Genomic DNA, 21,660 nt, shown 5'->3' on the forward strand with positions numbered 1-21,660 from the left:
GTGAACCTGCCTTTTTTGGAGTGGAACCGCACCCCCTGGGGTAAGGCGACCGGCGGCCAATGGCGCTATGCGCTGCGCAACTCACTGGCGATGTGTCTGGCGCTATGGGTAGCCTTCGTGCTCGAACTCGACGAACCCTATTGGGCGCTTACCTCCGCCGCGGTGGTGAGCTTCCCCACCATCGGCGGCGTGATCAGCAAAAGCATCGGCCGCATCTTCGGCAGCCTGGTAGGCGCCGCCGCGTCGGTGGCGATCGCCGGCCACTGCCTGAACGATCCCTGGCTGTTTACGCTGTTCATCGCCGCCTGGATCGGGCTGTGCACCTACGTCTCCAACCATTACCAAAACAACGTCTCTTACGCCTTCGCGCTGGCGGGCTATACCGCCGCCATCATCGCCTTCGGCACGGTCAACGTCACCGATACCCAGCAAATCTTCGATATCGCACAGGCGCGGGTTTGCGAAGTGATCACCGGCATTCTATGCGGCGGGTTGATGATGATGATCCTGCCCAGCACCTCGGACGGCGAAGCCCTGCTGACCTCGCTGCGGCGCATGCAGCTGCGCCTGCTGGAGCATGCCGCCATGCTGTGGCAGCCGGAGATCACCGCGCAGATGCGCACCTCGCACGAAGGGGTCATCGGCCAGATCCTGACCATGAACCTGCTGCGCATTCAGGCATTCTGGAGCCACTACCGGCTGCGGCGGCAAAATAACCTGCTCAACTATCTGCTGCACCAACAGCTGCGCATGACCAGCGTTATCTCCAGCCTGCGCCGCATGCTGCTGAACTGGCCGGATCGCCCCGCCAATCTGATGCCGGTGCTGACACAACTGCTGGACGAGTTGCGCGATCCCGCCACCGACAAATACCGTTTGGCGCGCCTGCTTCAGCAGATCGCCCCGCAAGAGGCTACGGACTACCGCCATCGCGCCTTCTGGCTGCGGCTGCGCGATTTCTGTTGGCTTTACCTGCGCTGCAACCGCTGGCTGCGGCGGTTGGAAAGCGCCACGGCGGTCAGCGATCTCCAACCGCCGCGCGTCACTTCGCTGGCGCGCCATACCGACAGCTACGAAGCCGCCTACAACGGCCTGCGCACCTTTTTGTGCATCGTGATCGGCTGCGCCTACTGGATCAACACGCAGTGGGACGCCGGCAGCGCGGCGCTGACGCTCACCGCCATCAGCTGCGTGCTCTACTCTTCCACGCCTTCGCCGATCAACAGCGTCAGCACCTTGCTCAAGGCGGTGCTGCTGCTCTCGGTCGCCTGCTTCGTGGTGAAATTCGGTTTGATGATCCAGATTGACGACTTCTGGGTGTTCTGCGCCTTCCTGTTCCCGATCCTGGTGACCATGCAGATGCTCAAGCTGCAGAATCCGCCTTATGCCGCGCTCTGGGGGCAGCTGATCGTCTTTATGGGCTCGTTCCTGACCGTCAGCAATCCGCCGAGCTATGACTACCAGTCCTTTATCAATGACAACATCGCTAAAATCGTCGGCGTGCTGCTGGCCGGGCTGGCGTTTCAGATCCTGCGCCCCAGTTCGGACAAACGCAAAAGCCGCCGCATTATCCGCGCGCTGCGACGCGACTTTATCGATCAGTTGAGCAAACGGCCGCAGCAGAGCGAAAGCCAGTTCGAATCGCTGATCTACCATCGCATCAGCCAGCTCAATCAAAGTCAGGATCAGGACGCTCGCACCTGGCTGCTGCGCTGGGGCGTGGTGCTGCTCAACTGCAGCCATATCGTCTGGCAACTGCGCGACTGGCAAACCCGTTCCGATCCGCTCTCGGCGGTGCGCAACGTCTGTATCCACTGCCTGCGCGGCATCATGACGGAGAAAGGCGTGCAGCACAGTTCGCTGGACGCCACGCTGCAGGAGTTGCTGCGCATGAGCAACGCGCTGGCGCACCACCCGGAACAGGCGGCACGCGATCTGGCCGGCCTGATCTGGCGGCTCTACTGCTCGCTGCAGCAGTTGCAACAGGCGATGGGCCAGCCCACCGCCGTACCGGCCGTTAGCGGCGGATAATCACTTGATCACACCGCAGGCGAAGCGTTCTCCGCCGCCGCCGAGCGGTTGTGGATGATCCGAATGGTTGTCGCCGCCGGCGTGCACCATCAGCGCTTTACCCTCAATGTCGCTGATTTTTTTCAGCCGCGGCGCCAACACCGGATAGTTCGCCATGCCGTCGGCGGTCACATAGATGGCCGGAAGGTCACCCAGGTGCCCGTCGGCATACGGCCCGAGGTGTTTTCCGGTCTTTTGCGGGTCGAAATGTCCGCCGGCCGCCAGCGCCGCCACCGCTTTGCCGTCCTTCATGCCCGGCTCGCAACTGCCTTTCTCATGCACGTGGAAGCCGTGTACCCCGGCCGGCAATGCTTTCAGGCTCGGCGTGAACAGCAGGCCGTACGGCGTTTCGCTGATGGCCACCTTGCCGATGTCCTGACCGATCCCCTGCCCGGTCACCAGGTGCATCTCGACGTCGGTTGTCGCCGCCTGAGCCGCACCACACGCCATCAGGCCGAGCGCTGCATACCAATAACGTTTCATCAATCAGTCTCCTTAATGACTATATCGAGCTATCAGTATAGGAGAGCCTGCGCCGGCACTGTTAACCAACGCACAATCTCGCTAATTTGATTCGCGGGCCTAATATTTAACACTAATAATAATTCTACCGATGTTGGTCCTCTGACCAGCTGTCGTTCGGCTAACGTTGTTTCCCTGTTTCCACCGCCGACGCATGTGAGTCCACTTACAGGCCCGCGGCATACTTCATAAGGAACTGATATGGGCATCTTTAGCTATAAGGATCTGGACGAAAAGGCGTCGAAAGCGCTATTTTCCGACGCCTTGGCCATCTCTACCTACGCTTACCACAATATCGATAACGGCTTCGATGAAGGCTATCACCAGACCGGTTTCGGGCTGGGCCTGCCGCTGACGCTGGTCACTGCGCTCATCGGCAGCACCCAATCGCAGGGCGGCCTGCCCGGCATTCCCTGGAATCCCGATTCCGAACAGGCCGCGCAGCAGGCGGTGAATAACGCCGGCTGGTCGGTGATCAGCGCCGCGCAGCTGGGTTACGCCGGCAAAACCGATGCGCGCGGCACCTACTACGGCGAGACCGCCGGTTACACCACCGCTCAGGCCGAGGTGCTGGGCAAATATGACAGCGAAGGCAATCTCACCGCCATTGGCATCTCATTTCGCGGCACCAGCGGCCCGCGCGAGTCGTTGATCGGCGATACCATCGGCGATGTGATTAACGATCTGCTGGCCGGCTTCGGGCCGAAAGGCTACGCCGACGGCTACACGCTGAAGGCCTTCGGCCAGTTGCTGGGCGACGTGGCGAAGTTCGCGCAGGCGCACGGGCTGAGCGGAGAAGACGTGGTGGTCAGCGGCCACAGCCTCGGCGGGCTGGCGGTCAACAGCATGGCGGCGCAGAGCGACGCCAACTGGGGCGGCTTCTACGCGCAGTCCAACTATGTCGCCTTCGCCTCGCCGACCCAGTACGAAGCCGGCGGCAAGGTGATCAACATCGGCTACGAGAACGATCCGGTGTTCCGCGCGCTCGACGGCACCACGCTGACCGGGGCGTCGTTAGGCGTACACGATGCGCCCCATGCCTCCGCCACCAACAATATCGTCAACTTCAACGACCACTACGCGTCGGACGCCTGGAACCTGCTGCCGTTTTCCATTCTCAACATTCCGACCTGGCTGTCGCACCTGCCGTTCTTCTATCAGGACGGCCTGATGCGGGTGCTGAACTCCGAGTTTTATTCGCTGACCGACAAAGACTCGACCATCATCGTCTCCAACCTGTCGAACGTGACGCGCGGCAATACCTGGGTGGAAGACCTGAACCGCAACGCGGAAACGCACAGCGGGCCGACGTTTATCATCGGCAGCGACGGCAATGATCTGATCAAGGGCGGCAAAGGCAACGACTATCTCGAGGGGCGCGACGGCGACGATGTCTTCCGCGATGCAGGCGGCTATAACCTGATCGCCGGCGGCAAAGGCCACAATATCTTCGATACCCAACAGGCGTTGAAAAACACCGAGGTCGCCTACGACGGCAACACGCTTTACCTGCGCGACGCCAAAGGCGGCATTACGCTGGCGGACGACATCAGCACCCTGCGCAGCAAAGAAACCTCGTGGCTTATCTTCAACAAACAGGTGGACCATCAGGTGACCGCAGCCGGATTGAAATCGGACTCTGGCCTCAAAGCCTATGCCGCCGCCACCGCCGGCGGCGACGGCGATGACGTCCTGCAGGCTCGCAGCCACGACGCCTGGCTGTTCGGCAACGCCGGCAACGACACCCTTAACGGCCACGCCGGCGGCAACCTGACCTTCGTCGGCGGCAGCGGCGATGACATCCTGAAGGGCGTCGGCAACGGCAATACCTTCCTGTTCAGCGGTGACTTTGGCCGCGATCAGCTGTATGGCTTCAACGCCACCGATAAGCTGGTGTTTGTCGGCACCGAAGGCGCCAGCGGGAATATCCGCGACTACGCCACGCAGCAAAACGACGATCTGGTGCTGGCCTTCGGCCACAGCCAGGTCACGCTGATCGGCGTCTCGCTCGATCACTTCAACACCGATCAGGTGGTGTTGGCCTAAAGATCGACGTAAAAAAGCCGGGTGCTTTCGCCGCCCGGCTTTGCTCTTTTTTTACTCCGCCTTAAGGCACGTCATACCCCAGCGCCGCCTTGCGAATGCGGAACCACTGCTGGCGGTTCAGCACCAGTTTCTGCGCCTTCAGCGCCGAACGCACCCGCTCAATCTTGCCGGAACCGATAATCGGCAGCGGCGACGACGGCAAGCGCATCACCCAGGCGTACACCACCTGCTCGATGGCCTCGGCGCCGATTTCTTGCGCCACCCGCTGCAGCTCGTCGCGCAACGGCTGGAACTCGGCGTCGTTGAACAGGCGCCCGCCGCCCAGGCAGGACCAGGCCATCGGCTTGATGCGCAGTTGCTGGCACTGGTCGAGCGTGCCGTCGAGAATAGCCGGTTGGTGAATCGGCGAGATCTCCACCTGATTGGTCGCCAGCGAGAACGGCAGGCGCGACTGCAGCAGCTGGAACTGCGCGGGCGTAAAGTTGGAGACGCCGAAATGGCGCACCTTGCCGCTTTTGTGCAGCGCAACAAAGGCTTCGGCCACGTCGTCGGCGTCCATCAACGGATCCGGCCGGTGGATCAGCAGCAGATCGAGGTAGTCGGTATGCAGATGGCGGAGCGACTGCTCCGCGCTCTGTACGATATGGTCGCGGTCGGTGATGTAGTGGCCGATCGGGTTACCGGGCTTGGCGGTGGTGGCGATGCCGCATTTGCTCACCAGCTCCAGCGACTGGCGCAGCGCCGGCTTCAGGCGCAGCGCGTCGCCGAACGCCTGTTCGCAGGCATAGCCGCCATAGATATCGGCGTGATCGGCGGTGGTGACGCCCAGTTCGACATGCTGTTCGATGAACGTCAGCAGCTGCTGCGGCGACATGCCCCACTCCATCAACCGCCAGTAACCGCAAATCATGCGGGAAAATTCAGGCCCCTGCGGCGCGAGACGAATACGTTCTACCATTGCGAAAACCTCATGACATTAGTTGTCAGTCAGCATACACAAGCCGGTGAGGCACAGGGAAGCGGTAAGCCACACGAACGTGCGGCAGATCAGGAAAGGTTAAAACAGCGACGGCTGCTCCGGCAGCGGCTCGTCGGGCGCTTTATTGGCGCGCTGCAGGCGCAGGAAGCGTTGACGACACAGGCGCAGCACCTCGCGCTTTTGCGCGTCGCTCATGTTCATCCAGCCAAAACGCTCCTCGCGGCTGCGCAGGCAGCCACGGCAGAATCCGCGATCGTCGGCCTGGCAAATGCCGCGACACGGGCTGGGAATGTCGAAAAACTCAAGCTGCTGCGCCACGGGGCTCCTCCTGCGTTCTCTTGCTAATTGAAGACGCCATCGCCGCCGCTGGCAAGTCCCTTTTCGCCATTGCGGCGAAAATAGTCGCGCAAATAGCGCAGCGCCTGGCGGCTTTTCTCCGGCACGTTGCGCTCGAGCGTCAGCGCATGCAGCCGCAGCGGCGCCGGCCGCCACTCAGGCAACAGCAGCAACAGCTCGCCGCGCTGAAGCTCGTCGCCAATTTCATACAGCGGCTGAACGGAAATGCCCAGCCCGGCGCGGGTAAAGGCGCGCATCACGTTCATGCTCTCGCTGACGATCTGCCCTTCCGCCAGCCGCAGCTTAACCTGCTGGCCGGACTGGTGCAGCAAGTCCAGATGGGCCCCGCTGTAGCCGCTGGAGATCCAGCGGTGCTGCACCAAATCCTGCGGCTTTTCCGGCACCCCATGCTGGCTGAGATAACGCGGCGCGGCGCACAGCACCATCGGCCACGCCGTCAGCGGATGCGCGATCATATTGGCGTCCGCCAGTTGACGGTTGGCCCGCAGCGCGATGTCGACCCGCTGCTCTATCATATCGACGATGCGATCGTCCGCCAGCACCCGCAGCGTCAGCTTGGGGTGCGCCTGCAACAGCGGCGCCAGCGCCTCCGCAAGCGATCGGCCGCCGATGCCGACCGGGGTGGCGATGCGCAGCTCGCCCACCAGCGTATCCCGCAATTCCGCCAGCCGCTGCTCCGCCTGCTGCGCCTGTTGCAGCATCGCCTCGCAGCCGGGGTAGAACGCCGCCCCGGCCTCGGTCAGCGCCAGACGACGGGTGGAGCGATGCAGCAACGGCACCCCAAGCGCCTTCTCCAGCGAGCGCATGTGCTGGCTGACCGCTGACGGCGTCATGCCCAGCCGCCGCGCCGCGCCGGCCAGCGATCCCTCCGCCACCACGGTGGCGAATACCGCCATTCGATTGAGTTTATCCACGATTATGAAGTTTTACTTAATCAAGAAAGCATGAATATGGCACTAATCACGGCTATTGTTAAGGACTAGAGTAAACACCACGCAGCAGGCACATCGGCCTGCGTCACGATACTGAACCTATCCCCGAAGGAGCATGCAGATGAAAGTAGCCATTATTGGAGCAACCGGTTTTGTTGGCCGCCGCGTGGTGGATGAAGCGCTGGCTCGCGGTATTCAGGTGACGGCAATCGCCCGCCAGAAAAAAGATTTGCCGGAGCACGCCAACCTGACCGTCGCGCTGGGCGACGTTGCCGATGCCGCCTGGCTGGCGGGGCAATTGCGCGGTCAGGATGCGGCGATCAGCGCCTACAACCCCGGCTGGGGCGAAGACAACCTGTATGAGAAAACCCTCCGCGGCGCCCAACAGATCCTCACCGCGGTCGAACAGGCCGGCGTCAAGCGCCTGCTGGTGGTCGGCGGCGCCGGCAGCCTGGAAGTGGCGCCCGGCGTTGAACTGGTGGATACGCCGCAGTTCCCGGAAAATATCCGCCCCGGCGCGCAGGCGGTGCGCGATCTGCGCAACAAACTGCGCAATGAATCGGCGCTCGACTGGACCTATCTCTCGCCGGCCGCCCTGCTGGAGCCGGGCAAACGCACCGGCCAGTTCCGCCTCGGCACCACGCAACTGCTGATGAACGGCGAAGCGCCGGCCAGCATTTCGGTAGAAGACCTGGCGGTCGCTATCGTTGATGAAATTGAAAAGCCTCAGTTTATTCGCGCGCAATTCACCGCCGCCTACTAAACCGCCCCACCGCCAGGCCGCCCGGCCTGGCGTTTTCCGCGCAGGCTCCGCCGCCAATATTCTGAGTTTCTAAGGTTTCCTTAAGTTTCATCCGGTAGATTTCAAAGCATTATCTACTTTCAGGATCCCGATTCGGCAATGTGGTTACGTCAACGCTTACGGTGCAACAGCCTCGGTTTTACCCTCGCCACCGCCCTGTTCTTCACTCTGTTTCAGAACGCGTTATTCCTGCATCGCGCCTGGTCGTATATCACCTTCGATAGCGTCCACAGCGTGATTTTCGCTGCCAGCATGCCGGTGGTGATCTTCTGTGCGCTGAATATCATCTTCAGCGTGTTGACCGTGCCCTACCTGCGCAAGCCGCTGATCATCTTTTTCTTGCTCGGCAGCGCCGCAGCCAACTATTTCATGTTCAGCTATGGTGTGGTGATCGACGGCAACATGATGCAAAACGCCTTCGAAACCAACCCTCAGGAGGCGACGGCGCTGCTGACGCCGCGCATGGGATTGTGGCTGGCGCTGCTCGGCATTCTGCCGGCGGTAGCGGTCTGCTTCACCCAGATTCGCCAGACTCGCCCCTGGTGGTACATGGTTGGACTGCGCGCCGCCAACGTCATGCTGTCGCTGGCGGTGATCCTGATCGTCGCCGCGCTGTTCTACAAAGACTATGCTTCGCTGATCCGCAACAATAAAAGCGTGGTGAAGATGTTGACCCCTTCCAACTTCGTCGCCGGCACCATCAAGTTTACCGAACAGCGTTACTTCACCCGCAATCTGCCGCTGGTCAAGATCGGCGAGGACGCGCGCAAAGGGGCGCTGATCGCCGGGCAGGCCAAGAAAACGCTGGTGATCCTGGTGGTGGGCGAAACCGCCCGCGCCGAAAACTTCTCTCTCGGCGGCTATCAACGCGAAACCAACCCGCGCCTGAAGCAGGACAACGTGGTCTACTTCAAGAACGCCAGTTCCTGCGGCACCGAAACGGCGATCTCCGTGCCCTGCATGTTCTCCAACATGCCGCGCAAGGAGTACGACGCGACTCAGGCGGCGCACCAGGAGGGGATGCTCGACGTGCTGGCGCATGCCGGCGTCAGCGTGCTGTGGCGCGATAACGACGGCGGCTGCAAAGGCGCCTGCGACCGGGTGCCGCACATCGACATGACCAAGCTGAAACTGCCGCAGGACTGCGACGGCGAGGTTTGCATGGACAACGCGCTGCTGTACAAGCTGAACGACTATATCAATGGCCTGAAAGACGACGGCGTGATCGTGCTGCACCAGATGGGCAGCCACGGCCCGGCTTACTACCGCCGCAGCACGCCAGAATTCCAGACATTTTCGCCGACCTGCAACAGCAATCAGATCCAGGACTGCAGCCATGAACAGCTGGTGAACACCTACGACAACTCCATCCTGTATACCGACGCGATGCTCGATGCCACCATCAAGCTGCTGCGGCAGTATGACGACCGGTTCAATACCGCGCTGGTCTATTTGTCCGATCACGGCGAATCGCTGGGGGAAAACGGCATGTATCTGCACGGCACGCCCTATGTCTTCGCGCCGAGCCAGCAGACGCACGTGCCTTTCCTGATGTGGATGTCGGCCGACTATCAGCGCAATTTCGGCATCGATCGCCAGTGCCTGAACGCGCTGGCGGAAAAGGGCGACGTGTCGCAGGACAACCTGTTCCACACCCTGCTGGGCATGCTGAACGTACAGACCCGCGAATATCAATCCCGGCTGGATATCCTGCAGCGTTGCCGCAACGCGGCGTAAGGGCTTAACTTCCGCGTGCCGCTGGGGCACAATAGTTTGCAGACAACCGGCGTTTTGTGCGCCGGTTTTTTTTATTCCCATTGACCTAGACCAATCGGTCTATTATGCTCGGCACCATGATGACCAAATCAACGCATTGCAACGTGGACACACGTGAACATCTGCTCGCCACCGGCGAAACCCTCAGCCTGCGCCTGGGCTTTACCGGCATGGGGCTGAGCGAACTGCTGGCCACTGCGGGCGTGCCGAAAGGCTCGTTCTACCACTATTTTCGCTCGAAGGAAGCCTTCGGCGAAGCGATGCTGCAACGCTATTTCGCCCATTATGATGCACAAATGCAGGCGCTGTTTGCCGACAGACGCGGCGATGCCCGCCACCAGCTGCTCGGCTATTACGCTCAGGCCATCAGCTACCACTGCCGCAGCGAATGCCACAACGCCTGCCTGGCGGTGAAGCTTTCCGCCGAGGTGAGCGATCTGTCGGAACCGATGCGTCATGCGCTGGAAACGGGCACCGCTCGCGTGATCGGCCACCTGCAGGAGGCCATCGAGCGCGGTATCGCCGAGGGCTCGCTATCGGTGGCCATGAGCCCCGCGGCGACCGCAGAAACGCTGTATTCACTGTGGCTCGGTGCCTCGCTGCGCGCCAAGATCCGCCACTCGCTGGCGCCGTTAACCAGCGCGCTGGAAAGCATCGAGTTGCTGCTGCGCCCGCCGCAAGCGTAACGGTAACAATTTCTTTTTATTGAAAATGCAGTTCGTGGTTTTTTATCGCCCATTACTAGACGACCGGTCTATTAAATACAGGATGCACTATGAAGACTGAAAAATTGCTCTCTCCGCTGAAGGTTGGCGCCATCACCCTGCCCAACCGCGTGTTTATGGCTCCGCTGACGCGTTTGCGCAGCATCGAGCCGGGCGACATTCCTACGCCGCTGATGGCGGAATATTATGCACAGCGCGCCAGCGCCGGCCTGATCGTGACCGAAGCGACCCAGGTTTCCTTCCAGGCGAAAGGCTACGCCGGCGCGCCGGGGTTGCATACGCCGGAGCAGATCGCCGCATGGAAAAACATCACGCAGGCAGTGCATGACAACAACGGCCATATTGCCGTGCAGCTGTGGCACGTAGGCCGCATCTCCCACGCCAGCCTGCAGCCGGGCGGGCAAGCACCGGTCGCCCCTTCGGCAATCAACGCCGAAACCCGCACCACCGTGCGTGATGAAACCGGCGCCTGGGTGCGCGTGCCGACCTCCACGCCGCGTGCGCTCGAAACCAGCGAGATCCCGGGCATCGTCAACGATTTCCGCCAGGCGACCGCCAACGCGCGGGAAGCCGGCTTCGACTTCATCGAATTGCATGCTGCGCACGGCTATTTGCTGCATCAATTCATGTCACCGGCCTCCAACCAACGTACCGATCAATACGGCGGCAGCATCGAGAATCGCACTCGCCTGACGCTGGAAGTGGTCGACGCCACCATCGCCGAATGGGGTTCCGAACACATCGGCATCCGCATCTCGCCGCTGGGGCCGTTCAACGGGCTGGACAACGGTGAAGATCAGGAAGAAGCGGCGCTGTATCTGGTGGAAGAGCTGAATAAGCGCAACATCGCTTACCTGCACATCTCCGAACCGGACTGGGCCGGCGGCAAACCGTATTCCGACGCCTTCCGCGACTCGGTGCGCGCCCACTTTAACGGGGTGATCGTCGGCGCCGGTGCCTACACCGCCGAGAAAGCCGAAGCGTTGATCGAAAAAGGCTTCATCGACGCGGTGGCCTTCGGCCGCAGCTACATCGCCAACCCGGATCTGGTAGAGCGTTTCCGTCAGCACGCTCCGCTGAACGAACCTAAGCCGGAAACCTTCTACGGCGGCGGCGCCGAAGGCTATACCGACTATCCGTTTCTGGCGAAGTAACCCTTCCTGACCCCAACGGCCACGCAATCGCATGGCCGTTTTTTTGTGCGCCGCGCGCAAAAAGGCCCGCACGAGGCGGGCCGGTGTTCCCTGGTGTTGTTCTCTATTGCCGTTCAATTTTTACACGATTGCCGCTGGAATAGATAATTGATTGTGCAGATCAATTACTCTGTATCGATCGGTACGCTCGATCAATATTTAGACACCGTTGACGGAAAACTAATACGTGACATCGTCACTCACTCGTCACGTTGAATTCCCTTGCGGGACAAGGCTATACTCGCTTGTGCTTCAATCCACCCGCCGTCTGCCACGGCACAGCCAATTCAGAGGAATTATGCGCTTACTCCATACCATGATCCGCGTCGGTGACCTGCAACGCGCCATCGACTTCTACACCAAGGTATTAGGCATGCGCCTGCTGCGCACCAGCGAAAACCCCGAGTACAAGTACTCCCTGGCTTTCGTCGGCTATACGGAAGAGAGCGAAGGCGCAGTTATCGAACTGACCTATAACTGGGGCACCGACAGCTACGACATGGGCACCGCCTTCGGCCACCTGGCGCTGGGCGTGGACGACGTTGCCGCCACCTGCGACAGCATCCGCCGCGCAGGCGGCAAGGTCACCCGCGAAGCCGGCCCGGTGAAAGGCGGCACCACGGTCATCGCCTTCGTCGAGGATCCGGACGGCTACAAAATCGAGCTGATCGAAAACAAACACGCCGGCCAGGGCCTCGGCCACTAAGCCTCCCCTTCAGGGCGCACTGCGCCCTGCTGATTCTCCGCGCGATAGCGCCTGCAACCGGGCGCAAAATTTGCCATAATGCGCGCTGCATTCGATGAAGATAAGAAACTGATGGCCGAAAAAAGTGATCTTAACGCCCTGAGTGGTCGTTTTCGTGGGTTTTATCCCGTAGTAATAGATGTTGAAACCGCCGGCTTTAACGCCAATACCGATGCGTTGCTGGAGATCGCCGCCGTCACGCTGAAAATGGATGAGGACGGCTGGCTGCAGCGGGACGAGACCCTGCACTTCCACGTGGAGCCTTTCGAGGGCGCCAACCTGCAGCCGGAAGCGCTGGCGTTTAACGGCATCGATCCGCACAACCCGCTGCGCGGCGCGGTCAGCGAATATGACGCGCTGCACGCCATTTTCAAAGCGGTGCGCAAAGGGCTCAAGGATCGCGGTTGCAACCGGGCCATTATCGTGGCGCACAACGCCAACTTCGATCACAGCTTCCTGATGGCCGCGGCCGAACGCGCCGGCCTGAAGCGCAACCCGTTCCATCCGTTCGCTACCTTCGACACCGCCGCGCTGAGCGGCCTGGTGCTGGGCCAAACGGTGTTGGCGAAGGCCTGTATCGCGGCCGGAATGCCGTTCGACAGCAGCCAGGCGCACTCTGCGCTGTACGACACCGAGCAAACCGCCCTGCTGTTTTGCGAGCTGGTTAACCGCTGGAAACGTCTCGGCGGTTGGCCGCTGCCCGCCGGCGATCTCGCCGAATAAGCCCAACGAAAAAGGCGGCCCAGTTTGCACTGGCGCCGCCCGTTACGCGATAACCGCAAGCCCGTCGATTAAGACTGCTGGTCTTCCTGCGCTTTATACTTTTCTGCCGTTTCTTTGATCAGCTGCTGCAGTTCGCCGCGCTGATACATTTCGATAATGATATCGCAACCGCCGACCAGCTCACCGTCTACCCACAGCTGCGGGAACGTCGGCCAGTTGGCGTATTTTGGCAGCTCGGCGCGGATGTCCGGGTTCTGCAGAATGTCCACGTAAGCGAAACGCTCGCCGCAGGCGGACAGCGCTTGCACAGCCTGTGCGGAGAAGCCGCAGCTCGGCAGCTTTGGCGAACCTTTCATGTACAGCAGAATCGGGTTTTCAGCGATCTGGTGCTGAATTTTTTCAAGTGTCGTCGTCATTTATTGCTTCCTCAAGCCACATTTCATGGCTACAACATGCATCACGCGGGCTATTGTAGCGGCTGGAACAGTCGCAAGAAAACGCCATCTTTTGCAAGGATATTCACCCGCCGCCGATCGCGTTTCACCGGCCACGTCATTCCGGTCAAAACATACGTTGAGAATAACATTTTTAATCCGACCATTTCACTAATATATTGCGCGGCGGTGACGGCGCGGATTAATTATATCCATAGCCCCCTGCCGGCGCTTTTTCATACACCAACGGGCTGATTTTGAACCAAAAAAAATGTCATTAACGTTTTCTCACAATATGGATTATTATTTATGAGTTCTTCGCTGTTTTATATGGCGAAATTCGGGAATACTGTAACTCTTTCGATATCCGTTTCGGGGCCAAGGTTGGTGACGTCGACATGCGTTTAATTCTTACGCTCTTTGCGCTGCTGTTTACGCAGCTCTTCTTCAATTTGGCGCACGCTGCGCCACAGGCGCGTGTTGCCGCCGAGCAGCGTAAAAGCCATGCTAATGAAGCGCGGCCCGATGACCGCAGAAAAAAGAAAGCGGACAAAACCGCTAAAAAAGCCAAAGTGACGGCCCCCGCGAAAAAAACCAAGACCGCCAAGGCGAAAAGCGAGAAAAGCGCGAAAAAGATCGCCAGCGCCAAACCCAAGGCCAAAGCGCAGAAAACCGCCAAGATTAAAGTCACCCCGCCGAAAAAGGGCTACAAAAAAGGCTACGGCCGCCACCGCGAAGCCGGTATGGCCACCGCCAAGCTGGCGCGTGATGAAAAACCGTTGAAACTCAGCCCGGCGCACAAAAAACGCTATCAGCATGCCAAGCAGACCGCGATGGCCAAGCTGATGGGCCAGATGGGCAAACCTTACCGCTGGGGCGGCAGCTCGCCGCGCACCGGTTTCGACTGCAGCGGCCTTATCTATTACGCCTATAAAGACGTGGTAAAAATCAAGATGCCGCGCACCGCCAACGAGATGTACCACCTGCGCGACGCGGCGCCGATCAAGAAAAGCGAACTGGAAAGCGGCGATCTGGTGTTCTTCCGCATCAACAACCGCGGCGTGGCGGATCATGTCGGCGTTTATCTCGGCAACGGCAAATTCATCCAGTCGCCGCGCACCGGCGAAGAGATCCGCATCAGCCAGCTCGACAACGACTATTGGCAAAACCACTACATCGGCGCGCGCCGCGTAGTAACGCCGAAAACCATTCGTTAATTCCCTGCTCTGCGCGGTTGCGGCGCCGGTCGCAACCGCCTGCTCAAGCTATCACCCCTCACACCGCCTCATGCGCATTTCTCGCTTTTCTTCCTGTTTTTTATGATGAAAATTGTTAAGATTAAAAGACCACAATAAAAAACGGCCCATTCGGCTCCCGCTCCGGCGGAAAAAGAGTGGCGCTGTAAAGGAGGAAGCAATGTCGTTTGAATTACCTGCATTACCGTATGAGAAAAACGCGCTCGAGCCGCACATCTCCGCCGAGACCCTGGAATACCACTACGGCAAACACCACAACACCTACGTGGTTAACCTGAACAACCTGGTGAAAGGCAGCGAGTTCGAAGGCAAATCGCTCGAAGAGATCATCAAGACCTCAAACGGCGGCGTCTTCAACAACGCCGCGCAGGTGTGGAACCACACCTTCTACTGGCACTGCCTGTCCCCACAGGGCGGCGGTGAACCGCAGGGCGAACTGGCGGCGGCGATCGTCAAATCCTTCGGCTCTTTCGCTGCGTTCAAAGAGCAGTTTACCGATGCCGCAGTGAAAAACTTCGGTGCCGGTTGGACCTGGCTGGTGAAAAAACCGGACGGCGCGCTGGCGATCGTCAACACCTCCAACGCGGCCACCCCGCTGACCGGTGAAGACAAACCGCTGCTGACCGTTGACGTGTGGGAACACGCGTATTACATCGATTACCGCAATGCGCGTCCAAAATACCTGGAAAACTTCTGGGCGTTGGTCAACTGGACCTTCGCAGCGGAAAACCTGGCGTAAGCGCAGGTTCTGAGGTGATGAGGCGCAGCCAGGCTGCGCCTTTTTTATAACCGGGGGTAAATCAGTTCAACGCGGCAACGAAGCTGAAAGCGATAATGACCGCCAAGGCGCAGACGGTGGTGAACAGCGACATCTTCAATTCGGTATCCATGACAACTCCTTTAAAATGGGCTTTCCTAAGGATAAAAGGCGTACAATTAGTACGTCAAATCATTTTCCCACAGTTCGCCGATAAAATCTTGTTATCATTTCCCGGTTTATAATCTCGATTACCTCTTCCACTTTTGTTCAATATGCGACAAAATTCGCAGTTCACAACTGCGTACCGGCATCCATGCCCCTCCTGATTAAGCGCTGAAGACTTCAACACACTAAAAACTCAGTTTTCGCTTCTCTGGAGAAGGATCTACGTAGGCAAACGATTAACATCACACTTACATGCTGTAAACATGTGAGTTCAGGAGTCATTCCTTACATGGCAACGATTAAAGATGTGGCCAAACGCGCGGGCGTTTCCACCACCACCGTTTCGCACGTCATCAATAAGACTCGTTTCGTCGCCGAAGAGACCAAAGCGGCCGTGTGGGCCGCCATCAAAGAGCTGCACTACTCGCCGAGCGCCGTGGCGCGCAGCCTGAAAGTCAATCACACCAAGTCGATCGGCCTGCTGGCCACCTCGAGCGAAGCGCCCTACTTTGCCGAAGTGATCGAGGCGGTGGAAAACAGCTGCTACAGCAAAGGCTACACCCTGATCCTGTGCAACTCGCACAATAATCTGGACAAGCAGCGCGCCTACCTGGCGATGCTGGCGCAAAAGCGCGTCGACGGCCTGCTGGTCATGTGCTCCGAGTACCCGGATCAGCTGCTGGGCATGCTGGAAGATTACCGCAACATCCCGATGGTGGTAATGGACTGGGGCGCCGCGCGCGGCGACTTCACCGACACCATCATCGATAACGCGTTCGAAGGCGGCTATCTGGCCGGCCGTTACCTGATCGAGCGCGGCCACCGCGATATCGGCGCCATTCCGGGCCAGCTGTCGCGCAACACCGGCGGCGGCCGTCACCAGGGCTTTATGAAGGCGCTGCAGGAAGCGCATATCGACATTCGCGAAGAGTGGATCGTCCAGGGTGACTTCGAGCCGGAGTCCGGCTACAAGGCGATGCACCAAATCCTGTCGCAAAAACAGCGGCCGACCGCGGTATTCTGCGGCGGCGACATCATGGCGATGGGCGCCATCTGCGCGGCCGACGAGCTGGGGCTGCGGGTGCCGCAGGATATTTCCGTGATCGGCTACGACAACGTGCGCAACGCCCGCTACTTCACCCCGGCGCTGACCACCATTCACCAGCCGAAAGAGCGTCTGGGCGAAATGGCCTTCACCATGCTGCTGGATCGCATTATCAGCAAACGCGAAGAGTCGCAGGTGATCGAAGTGCATCCGAAGCTGATCGAACGCCGCTCGGTCGCCGACGGCCCATTCATCGACTACCGCCGCTAATCCCCCGCGCCGGAAGCCTGCGCGGCTTCCGGTTCCACCTCGCTCAGCCACTCCTGATTCAGCGTCTCCCCATCGCCCAGATACGCCAGCAGCCAGCTCATCGCCGGTGACGGTTTATCCTGCTGCCAGGTCAGGCAGCAAGGGCTGGCGGGAAACGGCTGCTGCAGCTGCAACGCCGTCAGCTCACCGCGCTGCACCCGCGGCAGCGCCCGATGCGCCGGCATCATGCCGACGCACAGCCCGGCGCACAAACAGTCGAGCGCCGAAGTCCAATCCGGCACCACCAGCCGCCGCTGGTTATCCAGCGTCCAGGTGACGCGCTTGGGCAGATTGCGCGAGGTGTCCTCCAGGCAAAGCGAAGGGTACGGCCGCAGCTGATCGTCATTCAGCGGCCCCGTCAACTGCGCGAGAGGATGTTGCGGGCTGGCCACACACAGCCAGTTCATATAACCCATGTCGCGGAAGGCGAAGCCGCCGCCGACCGGCACCGCGCGCGTGGCGCCGATCGCCATGTCCGCCCTGCCGTCCACCAAGGCATCCCACACGCCGTTGAACACCTCGGGTTGCAGCATCAATTCGACGTCGGGGAAATGACGGTAGAAATCCAGCACCAGCTGGCGGCTGCGCTGCGGTTTTACGATGATGTCGACCGCAATATTCAGCTGGCCGCGCCACCCGTTGGCCACCTGCTGACAGTGGCGGCGGGTGTCGAGCATTTTTTTGATAACAACTCGCGCATCTTTGATAAACAGCGCGCCGGCGGGCGTCAACTCCACATCGCGATGGCGCCGCTCAAACAGCGGCACCGCCAGCCATTGCTCCAGCTGCCGTACGGTATAGCTGACCGCCGACGGCACCCGGTGCAGCTCCTGCGCCGCTGCGCTGAAACTGCCGGTGCGCGCCACCGCATCGACCACTTCAAGAGAATATTCAGACCACATCGCCTTGCCTTCAATTTTTTTAACAGCACTTTGCAAATATTACCGTTTCACAAGCAGAGATCCAGCCGGATACACTGGCCGGCGCTAAAAACCTGCGACATTAAAATATTAACGAGAAATACCATGCGAAATTCCTTTGGCTTTATGTTCTACCTCGCCGGCCTGAGCATGCTGGGTTATCTGGCGACCGATATGTACCTGCCCGCCTTCGGCGCCATGCGGGAGGAACTGCAAATTTCCGCCGGCGCGGTGAGCGCCAGCCTAAGCATCTTCCTGGCCGGCTTCGCCTTCGCGCAGCTGTTGTGGGGGCCGCTCTCCGACCGTCTGGGCCGCAAACCGGTATTATTGATCGGGCTGACGCTGTTCGCCCTCGGCTGCCTGGGCATGCTGTGGGTGGAAAACGCCGTGCAGCTCTGGATCCTGCGCTTTATTCAGGCCGTCGGCGTCTGCGCCGCCGCCGCCATCTGGCAAGCGCTGGTGGTTGACCGTTACCGCGAAGGCCAGGCCAACCGCGTGTTCGCCACCATTATGCCGCTGGTAGCGCTGTCGCCGGCGCTGGCACCGCTGCTCGGCGCCTGGTTGCTGAACCACGCCAGCTGGCGCGCGATCTTCGCCGCACTGTTGGCCATCACCGCGCTGCTGCTGCTGCCGACGCTGCTGCTCAAAGAGCGCGCCAAAACGCAACCCAGCGCCGATGCGCCAAAAAACGGCGTCAGCTTTTGGCAACTGTTGAGATCCCCGGTGTTCAGCGGCAACGTCGCCATGTACGCCGCCTGCTCGGCCGGCTTCTTCGCCTGGCTGACCGGCTCGCCGTTCATCCTCGGTGACATGGGCTACAGCCCGAGCGATATCGGCCTGAGCTATGTGCCGCAAACGCTGGCCTTCCTGCTGGGTGGCTACGGCTGCCGCGCCGCGCTTAAGCGCATCAACGGCAAAACCCTGCTGCCTTGGCTGCTGGTAGCTTATGGTGTCAGCATGGTGGCGCTGTATCTGGTGGCCACCCTGACCGATCCGACGCTCACCACGCTGCTGATCCCATTCTGCGTGATGGCGCTGGTCAACGGCGCCGGCTACCCGATCATGGTGGCGAATGCGCTGATGCCGTTCCCGGAAAGCAGCGGCAAGGCCGCCGCGCTGCAAAATACGCTGCAGTTGGGGCTGTGCTTTGTGGCGAGCATGCTGGTGTCGGCATTTATTGCCCAGCCGCTGTTGGCGACGGTGACGGTGATGGTGTCTACGGTAATCCTGGCCGCGCTGGGGTATTTCCTGCAGCGGGGAAAAGCGGCCGATGCGCAGCAAAAGCCGCAGCGGGAACATGCTAACTCAGCGTCATAATTGCCAAGTTTAATAATCACTTAAAGAATATGCGTGCCGAGTGCGATTTACAGTTGAGTCAACGCCTCGGCACGCCTATACTCAAAAACAACCTTGTAAAGTAACACCTTATAATCTCTATATCTCAATTAGCGCTTGTGTACGCGCTTTGCGTCACACTCTTTTTTTTAAGGATGCGTTTATCCCGCGCCGTTCGCGCCGGGTCGCTTCTTTAAATTTCCTCTGTTCATAGTCGGATATCAGACGCCGCGGGCCTATTTTCCGCCGGTAAACGTATGCACCCGCAGAAATTGTCTAAGCTGTTTCCTAACGGGTCATCAGTCAGAAGAAGGTGATGGAGAAGCTATGAGTTCATCGTGTATAGAAGATCTGAGCATCCAGGACAATCAGTGGTACCGTATCGCGCACGAAATGCTCGGCCTGGCCGGCATTGAAATCAACGGTTCGCGCCCCTTCGATATTCAGGTTAAAAACCCCGATTTCTTTAAACGCGTCTTGCAGCAAGGTTCGCTGGGCCTGGGCGAAAGCTATATGGACGGCTGGTGGGAATGCGAGCGGCTGGATATGTTCTTCCAGCGCGTGGTCAGCGCCGGGCTGGAGAAGAAACTCCCCCACCACCTGAAAGATACCCTGCGTATCGCCGCCGCGCGCCTGACCAATCTGCAATCGAAAAAGCGCGCCTGGATCGTCGGCAAAGAACATTACGATCTCGGCAACGATCTGTTTACCCTGATGCTCGATCCTTACATGCAATATTCCTGCGGCTACTGGAAAGACGCCACCACGCTGGAGGAGGCACAGGAAGCCAAGCTGCGGATGATCTGCGAGAAACTGCAGCTGCAACCGGGCATGCGCTTGCTGGACATCGGCTGCGGCTGGGGCGGCCTCTCCGCCTATGCGGCGAAAAATTACGGCGTATCGGTGGTCGGCGTGACCATCTCCGCAGAACAGCAGAAGCTGGCTCAGGCGCGCTGCGCCGGGCTGGATGTGCAGATCCTGCTGCAGGATTACCGCGATCTGCATCAGCAGTTCGATCGCATCGTGTCCGTCGGCATGTTCGAGCACGTCGGGCCGAAAAACTACCGCACCTATTTCAATGTGGTAGAACGCAATCTGGCGCCGCACGGTCTGTTCCTGCTGCACACCATCGGCTCCAACAAAACCGACATGAACGTCGATCCGTGGATCAACAAGTACATTTTCCCGAACGGCTGCCTGCCTTCAGTGAGCCATATCGCCGAAGCCAGCGAGGGCCATTTCGTGATGGAAGACTGGCACAACATCGGCGCCGACTACGACCGCACGCTGATGGCCTGGTTCGAGCGCTTCAAACAGGCGTGGCCGCAGCTTGCCCCGCGCTATTCCGAACGCTTCGAGCGGATGTTCAGCTATTACCTGAACGCCTGCGCCGGCGCGTTCCGGGCGCGCGATCTGCAGCTGTGGCAGGTGGTGTTCAGCCCGAAAGGCGTTGAAGGCGGCATCCGCGTCGCCCGCTAAGCGTTTGCCCGACAAAAAAGGCCCCGGCAGCAATATCGCCGGGGCCTTTTTTTGCTCGTTCTACGCGTACGGCTTAGCCGCAATAGACGCGGATGATTTTATCGTCGCTGTCGCCAAGGAAGTTCAGGCGGCGCAGGTTGAAATCCATGGTGACGGCAGAGTTGTACGGAATGGCGCGCACCTTGGCGTCGATCCGCACGCCTTCCAGCGAGGTCATCGGTTTGCCGACGAAGTTTTGATACTGCGAAGCGCCGCAGGTATCATCCGCATCGGCCATTTGCGCGCCCGCGCCCTGCTCAGGCGAACTGCTGCAGGCGCTCAGCGCCAGCAACGCGGTTAACAACAACGTTTTCCCATAAAACTTCACGCGTTTCTCCTCTCTGCTTATGATTCGATTCCGGCGGCAACGCCCGAATCGCTGTCAGTCTTTGTGCGCCGGCGCCATCGCCGCCGCCAGCGCCGCTTCCCGATTGGCCAGCACGCGCTCGACGGTGTCCACCACCGCCTGCGTTTGCGGATCGATCTCGATGTTCACCTTGTCACCCAGACGTTTCTTACCCAGCGTGGTGCGATCCAGCGTTTCCGGGATCAGGTGCACGCAGAAACGGTTATTCACCACTTCGCCGATGGTCAGGCTAATGCCGTCGATGCCGATGAAGCCTTTGTGCAGCACATATTTCATCAATTCGGCATTCGGCATGCGCAGCCATACCTGCCGGTTATTTTCCGAGGTATAAATCTTGGCCACTTCCGCCGTGCAGATAATATGGCCGGACATCAAATGGCCGCCAATTTCGTCATTGAACTTCGCCGCGCGCTCGATATTGACGATGTCGCCCAGCGCCAGATCGCCGAGGTTGGTCAGGCGCAGCGTTTCCTTAATCAAATCGAAGCTGACGCGGTTGCCTTCCACCGCGGTGACGGTCAGGCAGCAGCCGTTATGGGCCACCGACGCGCCCAGCTCCAGCCCCGGCAGCAGCTCGGCAGGCATTTCGATCACGTGGGTGCGGAAATTGGGTTTCTCATCAATGGCGACCAGCGGCGCGGTGCCTTGTACGATACCGGTGAACATATGTGCCTCTTCTTG

At 59.8% G+C, this 21,660-nt stretch carries 22 protein-coding genes; 13 read left to right on the top strand and 9 right to left on the bottom strand.

The window, feature by feature from the left end; translation table 11 throughout:
- The gene (locus ACJ8HN_RS06725; RefSeq protein ID WP_060426215.1) at nt 1–2,031 is read left to right on the top strand and encodes an FUSC family protein; all 2,031 of its coding nucleotides are present in this window, start codon (nt 1–3) and stop codon (nt 2,029–2,031) included.
- Here ACJ8HN_RS06725 and sodC read toward each other — a convergent pair whose 3' ends face one another.
- A complete protein-coding gene (gene sodC / locus ACJ8HN_RS06730; RefSeq protein ID WP_033648185.1) occupies nt 2,032–2,553 on the bottom strand; it encodes a superoxide dismutase family protein in 522 nt (173 codons plus the stop codon).
- A 240-nt stretch (nt 2,554–2,793) separates the two neighbouring features.
- On the opposite strand from sodC, the gene ACJ8HN_RS06735 reads away from it, so the two are divergent.
- On the top strand, nt 2,794–4,638 hold the full coding sequence (locus ACJ8HN_RS06735) for a polyurethane esterase (RefSeq protein WP_033654772.1): 1,845 nt from the start codon (nt 2,794–2,796) through the stop codon (nt 4,636–4,638).
- Between the two features lie 61 nt (nt 4,639–4,699).
- On the opposite strand, the gene ACJ8HN_RS06740 is transcribed toward ACJ8HN_RS06735, so the two are convergent.
- The 3 genes from ACJ8HN_RS06740 to ACJ8HN_RS06750 all read right to left on the bottom strand — a co-directional run bounded on the left by ACJ8HN_RS06740 (nt 4,700) and on the right by ACJ8HN_RS06750 (nt 6,888).
- Nucleotides 4,700–5,596 carry an aldo/keto reductase gene (locus tag ACJ8HN_RS06740; RefSeq protein ID WP_442523202.1) on the bottom strand — a complete coding sequence of 299 codons (897 nt, stop codon included), beginning with the start codon at nt 5,594–5,596 and terminating at the stop codon, nt 4,700–4,702.
- Between the two features lie 99 nt (nt 5,597–5,695).
- Nucleotides 5,696–5,935 carry a DUF1289 domain-containing protein gene (locus tag ACJ8HN_RS06745; protein WP_015377731.1) on the bottom strand — a complete coding sequence of 80 codons (240 nt, stop codon included), beginning with the start codon at nt 5,933–5,935 and terminating at the stop codon, nt 5,696–5,698.
- A gap of 23 nt (nt 5,936–5,958) precedes the next feature.
- On the bottom strand, nt 5,959–6,888 hold the full coding sequence (locus tag ACJ8HN_RS06750; RefSeq protein ID WP_187325707.1) for a LysR substrate-binding domain-containing protein: 930 nt from the start codon (nt 6,886–6,888) through the stop codon (nt 5,959–5,961).
- 139 nt (nt 6,889–7,027) lie between these two features.
- Between ACJ8HN_RS06750 and ACJ8HN_RS06755 the strand changes: the two genes are divergently transcribed.
- The 6 genes from ACJ8HN_RS06755 to rnt all read left to right on the top strand — a co-directional run bounded on the left by ACJ8HN_RS06755 (nt 7,028) and on the right by rnt (nt 12,870).
- The gene (locus tag ACJ8HN_RS06755; RefSeq protein WP_161726883.1) at nt 7,028–7,669 is read left to right on the top strand and encodes an NAD(P)-dependent oxidoreductase; all 642 of its coding nucleotides are present in this window, start codon (nt 7,028–7,030) and stop codon (nt 7,667–7,669) included.
- A 138-nt stretch (nt 7,670–7,807) separates the two neighbouring features.
- Nucleotides 7,808–9,445 (top strand): phosphoethanolamine transferase EptA, encoded by a 1,638-nt coding sequence (gene eptA, locus ACJ8HN_RS06760; protein ID WP_421085131.1) that lies wholly within the window; start codon nt 7,808–7,810, stop codon nt 9,443–9,445.
- A 104-nt stretch (nt 9,446–9,549) separates the two neighbouring features.
- Nucleotides 9,550–10,170 (top strand): TetR/AcrR family transcriptional regulator, encoded by a 621-nt coding sequence (locus ACJ8HN_RS06765; protein WP_033648177.1) that lies wholly within the window; start codon nt 9,550–9,552, stop codon nt 10,168–10,170.
- 89 nt (nt 10,171–10,259) lie between these two features.
- A complete protein-coding gene (locus tag ACJ8HN_RS06770; protein ID WP_033638377.1) occupies nt 10,260–11,363 on the top strand; it encodes an alkene reductase in 1,104 nt (367 codons plus the stop codon).
- Between the two features lie 337 nt (nt 11,364–11,700).
- The gene (gene gloA / locus ACJ8HN_RS06775; RefSeq protein ID WP_004931325.1) at nt 11,701–12,108 is read left to right on the top strand and encodes a lactoylglutathione lyase; all 408 of its coding nucleotides are present in this window, start codon (nt 11,701–11,703) and stop codon (nt 12,106–12,108) included.
- 78 nt (nt 12,109–12,186) lie between these two features.
- Nucleotides 12,187–12,870: a ribonuclease T gene (gene rnt, locus ACJ8HN_RS06780; protein WP_016927925.1), complete on the top strand. Its 684-nt coding sequence runs from the start codon at nt 12,187–12,189 to the stop codon at nt 12,868–12,870.
- 68 nt (nt 12,871–12,938) lie between these two features.
- Here the strand turns inward: rnt and ACJ8HN_RS06785 are convergent, their stop codons facing one another.
- The gene (locus tag ACJ8HN_RS06785; RefSeq protein ID WP_004931329.1) at nt 12,939–13,286 is read right to left on the bottom strand and encodes a Grx4 family monothiol glutaredoxin; all 348 of its coding nucleotides are present in this window, start codon (nt 13,284–13,286) and stop codon (nt 12,939–12,941) included.
- A 416-nt stretch (nt 13,287–13,702) separates the two neighbouring features.
- Between ACJ8HN_RS06785 and ACJ8HN_RS06790 the strand changes: the two genes are divergently transcribed.
- On the top strand, nt 13,703–14,521 hold the full coding sequence (locus ACJ8HN_RS06790) for a C40 family peptidase (RefSeq protein ID WP_033638376.1): 819 nt from the start codon (nt 13,703–13,705) through the stop codon (nt 14,519–14,521).
- 199 nt (nt 14,522–14,720) lie between these two features.
- Complete coding sequence (gene sodB, locus ACJ8HN_RS06795; RefSeq protein ID WP_004931333.1) at nt 14,721–15,299, top strand: superoxide dismutase [Fe]; 579 nt, start codon at nt 14,721–14,723, stop codon at nt 15,297–15,299.
- 61 nt (nt 15,300–15,360) lie between these two features.
- Here the strand turns inward: sodB and cydH are convergent, their stop codons facing one another.
- A complete protein-coding gene (cydH, locus tag ACJ8HN_RS06800; protein WP_019455989.1) occupies nt 15,361–15,450 on the bottom strand; it encodes a cytochrome bd-I oxidase subunit CydH in 90 nt (29 codons plus the stop codon).
- A gap of 324 nt (nt 15,451–15,774) precedes the next feature.
- Between cydH and purR the strand changes: the two genes are divergently transcribed.
- Entirely contained in the window at nt 15,775–16,800 is a 1,026-nt protein-coding gene (purR, locus tag ACJ8HN_RS06805) for an HTH-type transcriptional repressor PurR (protein ID WP_033638375.1), read from the top strand.
- Here purR and punR read toward each other — a convergent pair.
- The gene (punR, locus tag ACJ8HN_RS06810; protein ID WP_033648176.1) at nt 16,797–17,741 is read right to left on the bottom strand and encodes a DNA-binding transcriptional activator PunR; all 945 of its coding nucleotides are present in this window, start codon (nt 17,739–17,741) and stop codon (nt 16,797–16,799) included. The two genes, purR and punR, sit on opposite strands and share 4 nt — an antisense overlap.
- 123 nt (nt 17,742–17,864) lie before the next feature.
- On the opposite strand from punR, the gene punC reads away from it, so the two are divergent.
- Nucleotides 17,865–19,076, top strand: a complete 1,212-nt coding sequence (gene punC, locus ACJ8HN_RS06815; RefSeq protein ID WP_033638373.1) for a purine nucleoside transporter PunC — start codon at nt 17,865–17,867, stop codon at nt 19,074–19,076.
- Between the two features lie 345 nt (nt 19,077–19,421).
- Nucleotides 19,422–20,573: a cyclopropane fatty acyl phospholipid synthase gene (cfa, locus tag ACJ8HN_RS06820; RefSeq protein ID WP_033638372.1), complete on the top strand. Its 1,152-nt coding sequence runs from the start codon at nt 19,422–19,424 to the stop codon at nt 20,571–20,573.
- Between the two features lie 73 nt (nt 20,574–20,646).
- On the opposite strand, the gene ACJ8HN_RS06825 is transcribed toward cfa, so the two are convergent.
- Nucleotides 20,647–20,940 (bottom strand): I78 family peptidase inhibitor, encoded by a 294-nt coding sequence (locus tag ACJ8HN_RS06825; protein ID WP_016927929.1) that lies wholly within the window; start codon nt 20,938–20,940, stop codon nt 20,647–20,649.
- A gap of 54 nt (nt 20,941–20,994) precedes the next feature.
- Entirely contained in the window at nt 20,995–21,645 is a 651-nt protein-coding gene (locus ACJ8HN_RS06830; protein WP_033638371.1) for a riboflavin synthase, read from the bottom strand.
- Nucleotides 21,646–21,660 lie beyond the last annotated feature (15 nt).

It is taken from the genome of Serratia sp. CY29653 (assembly GCF_052169255.1).
Lineage (GTDB): Bacteria > Pseudomonadota > Gammaproteobacteria > Enterobacterales > Enterobacteriaceae > Serratia > Serratia sarumanii.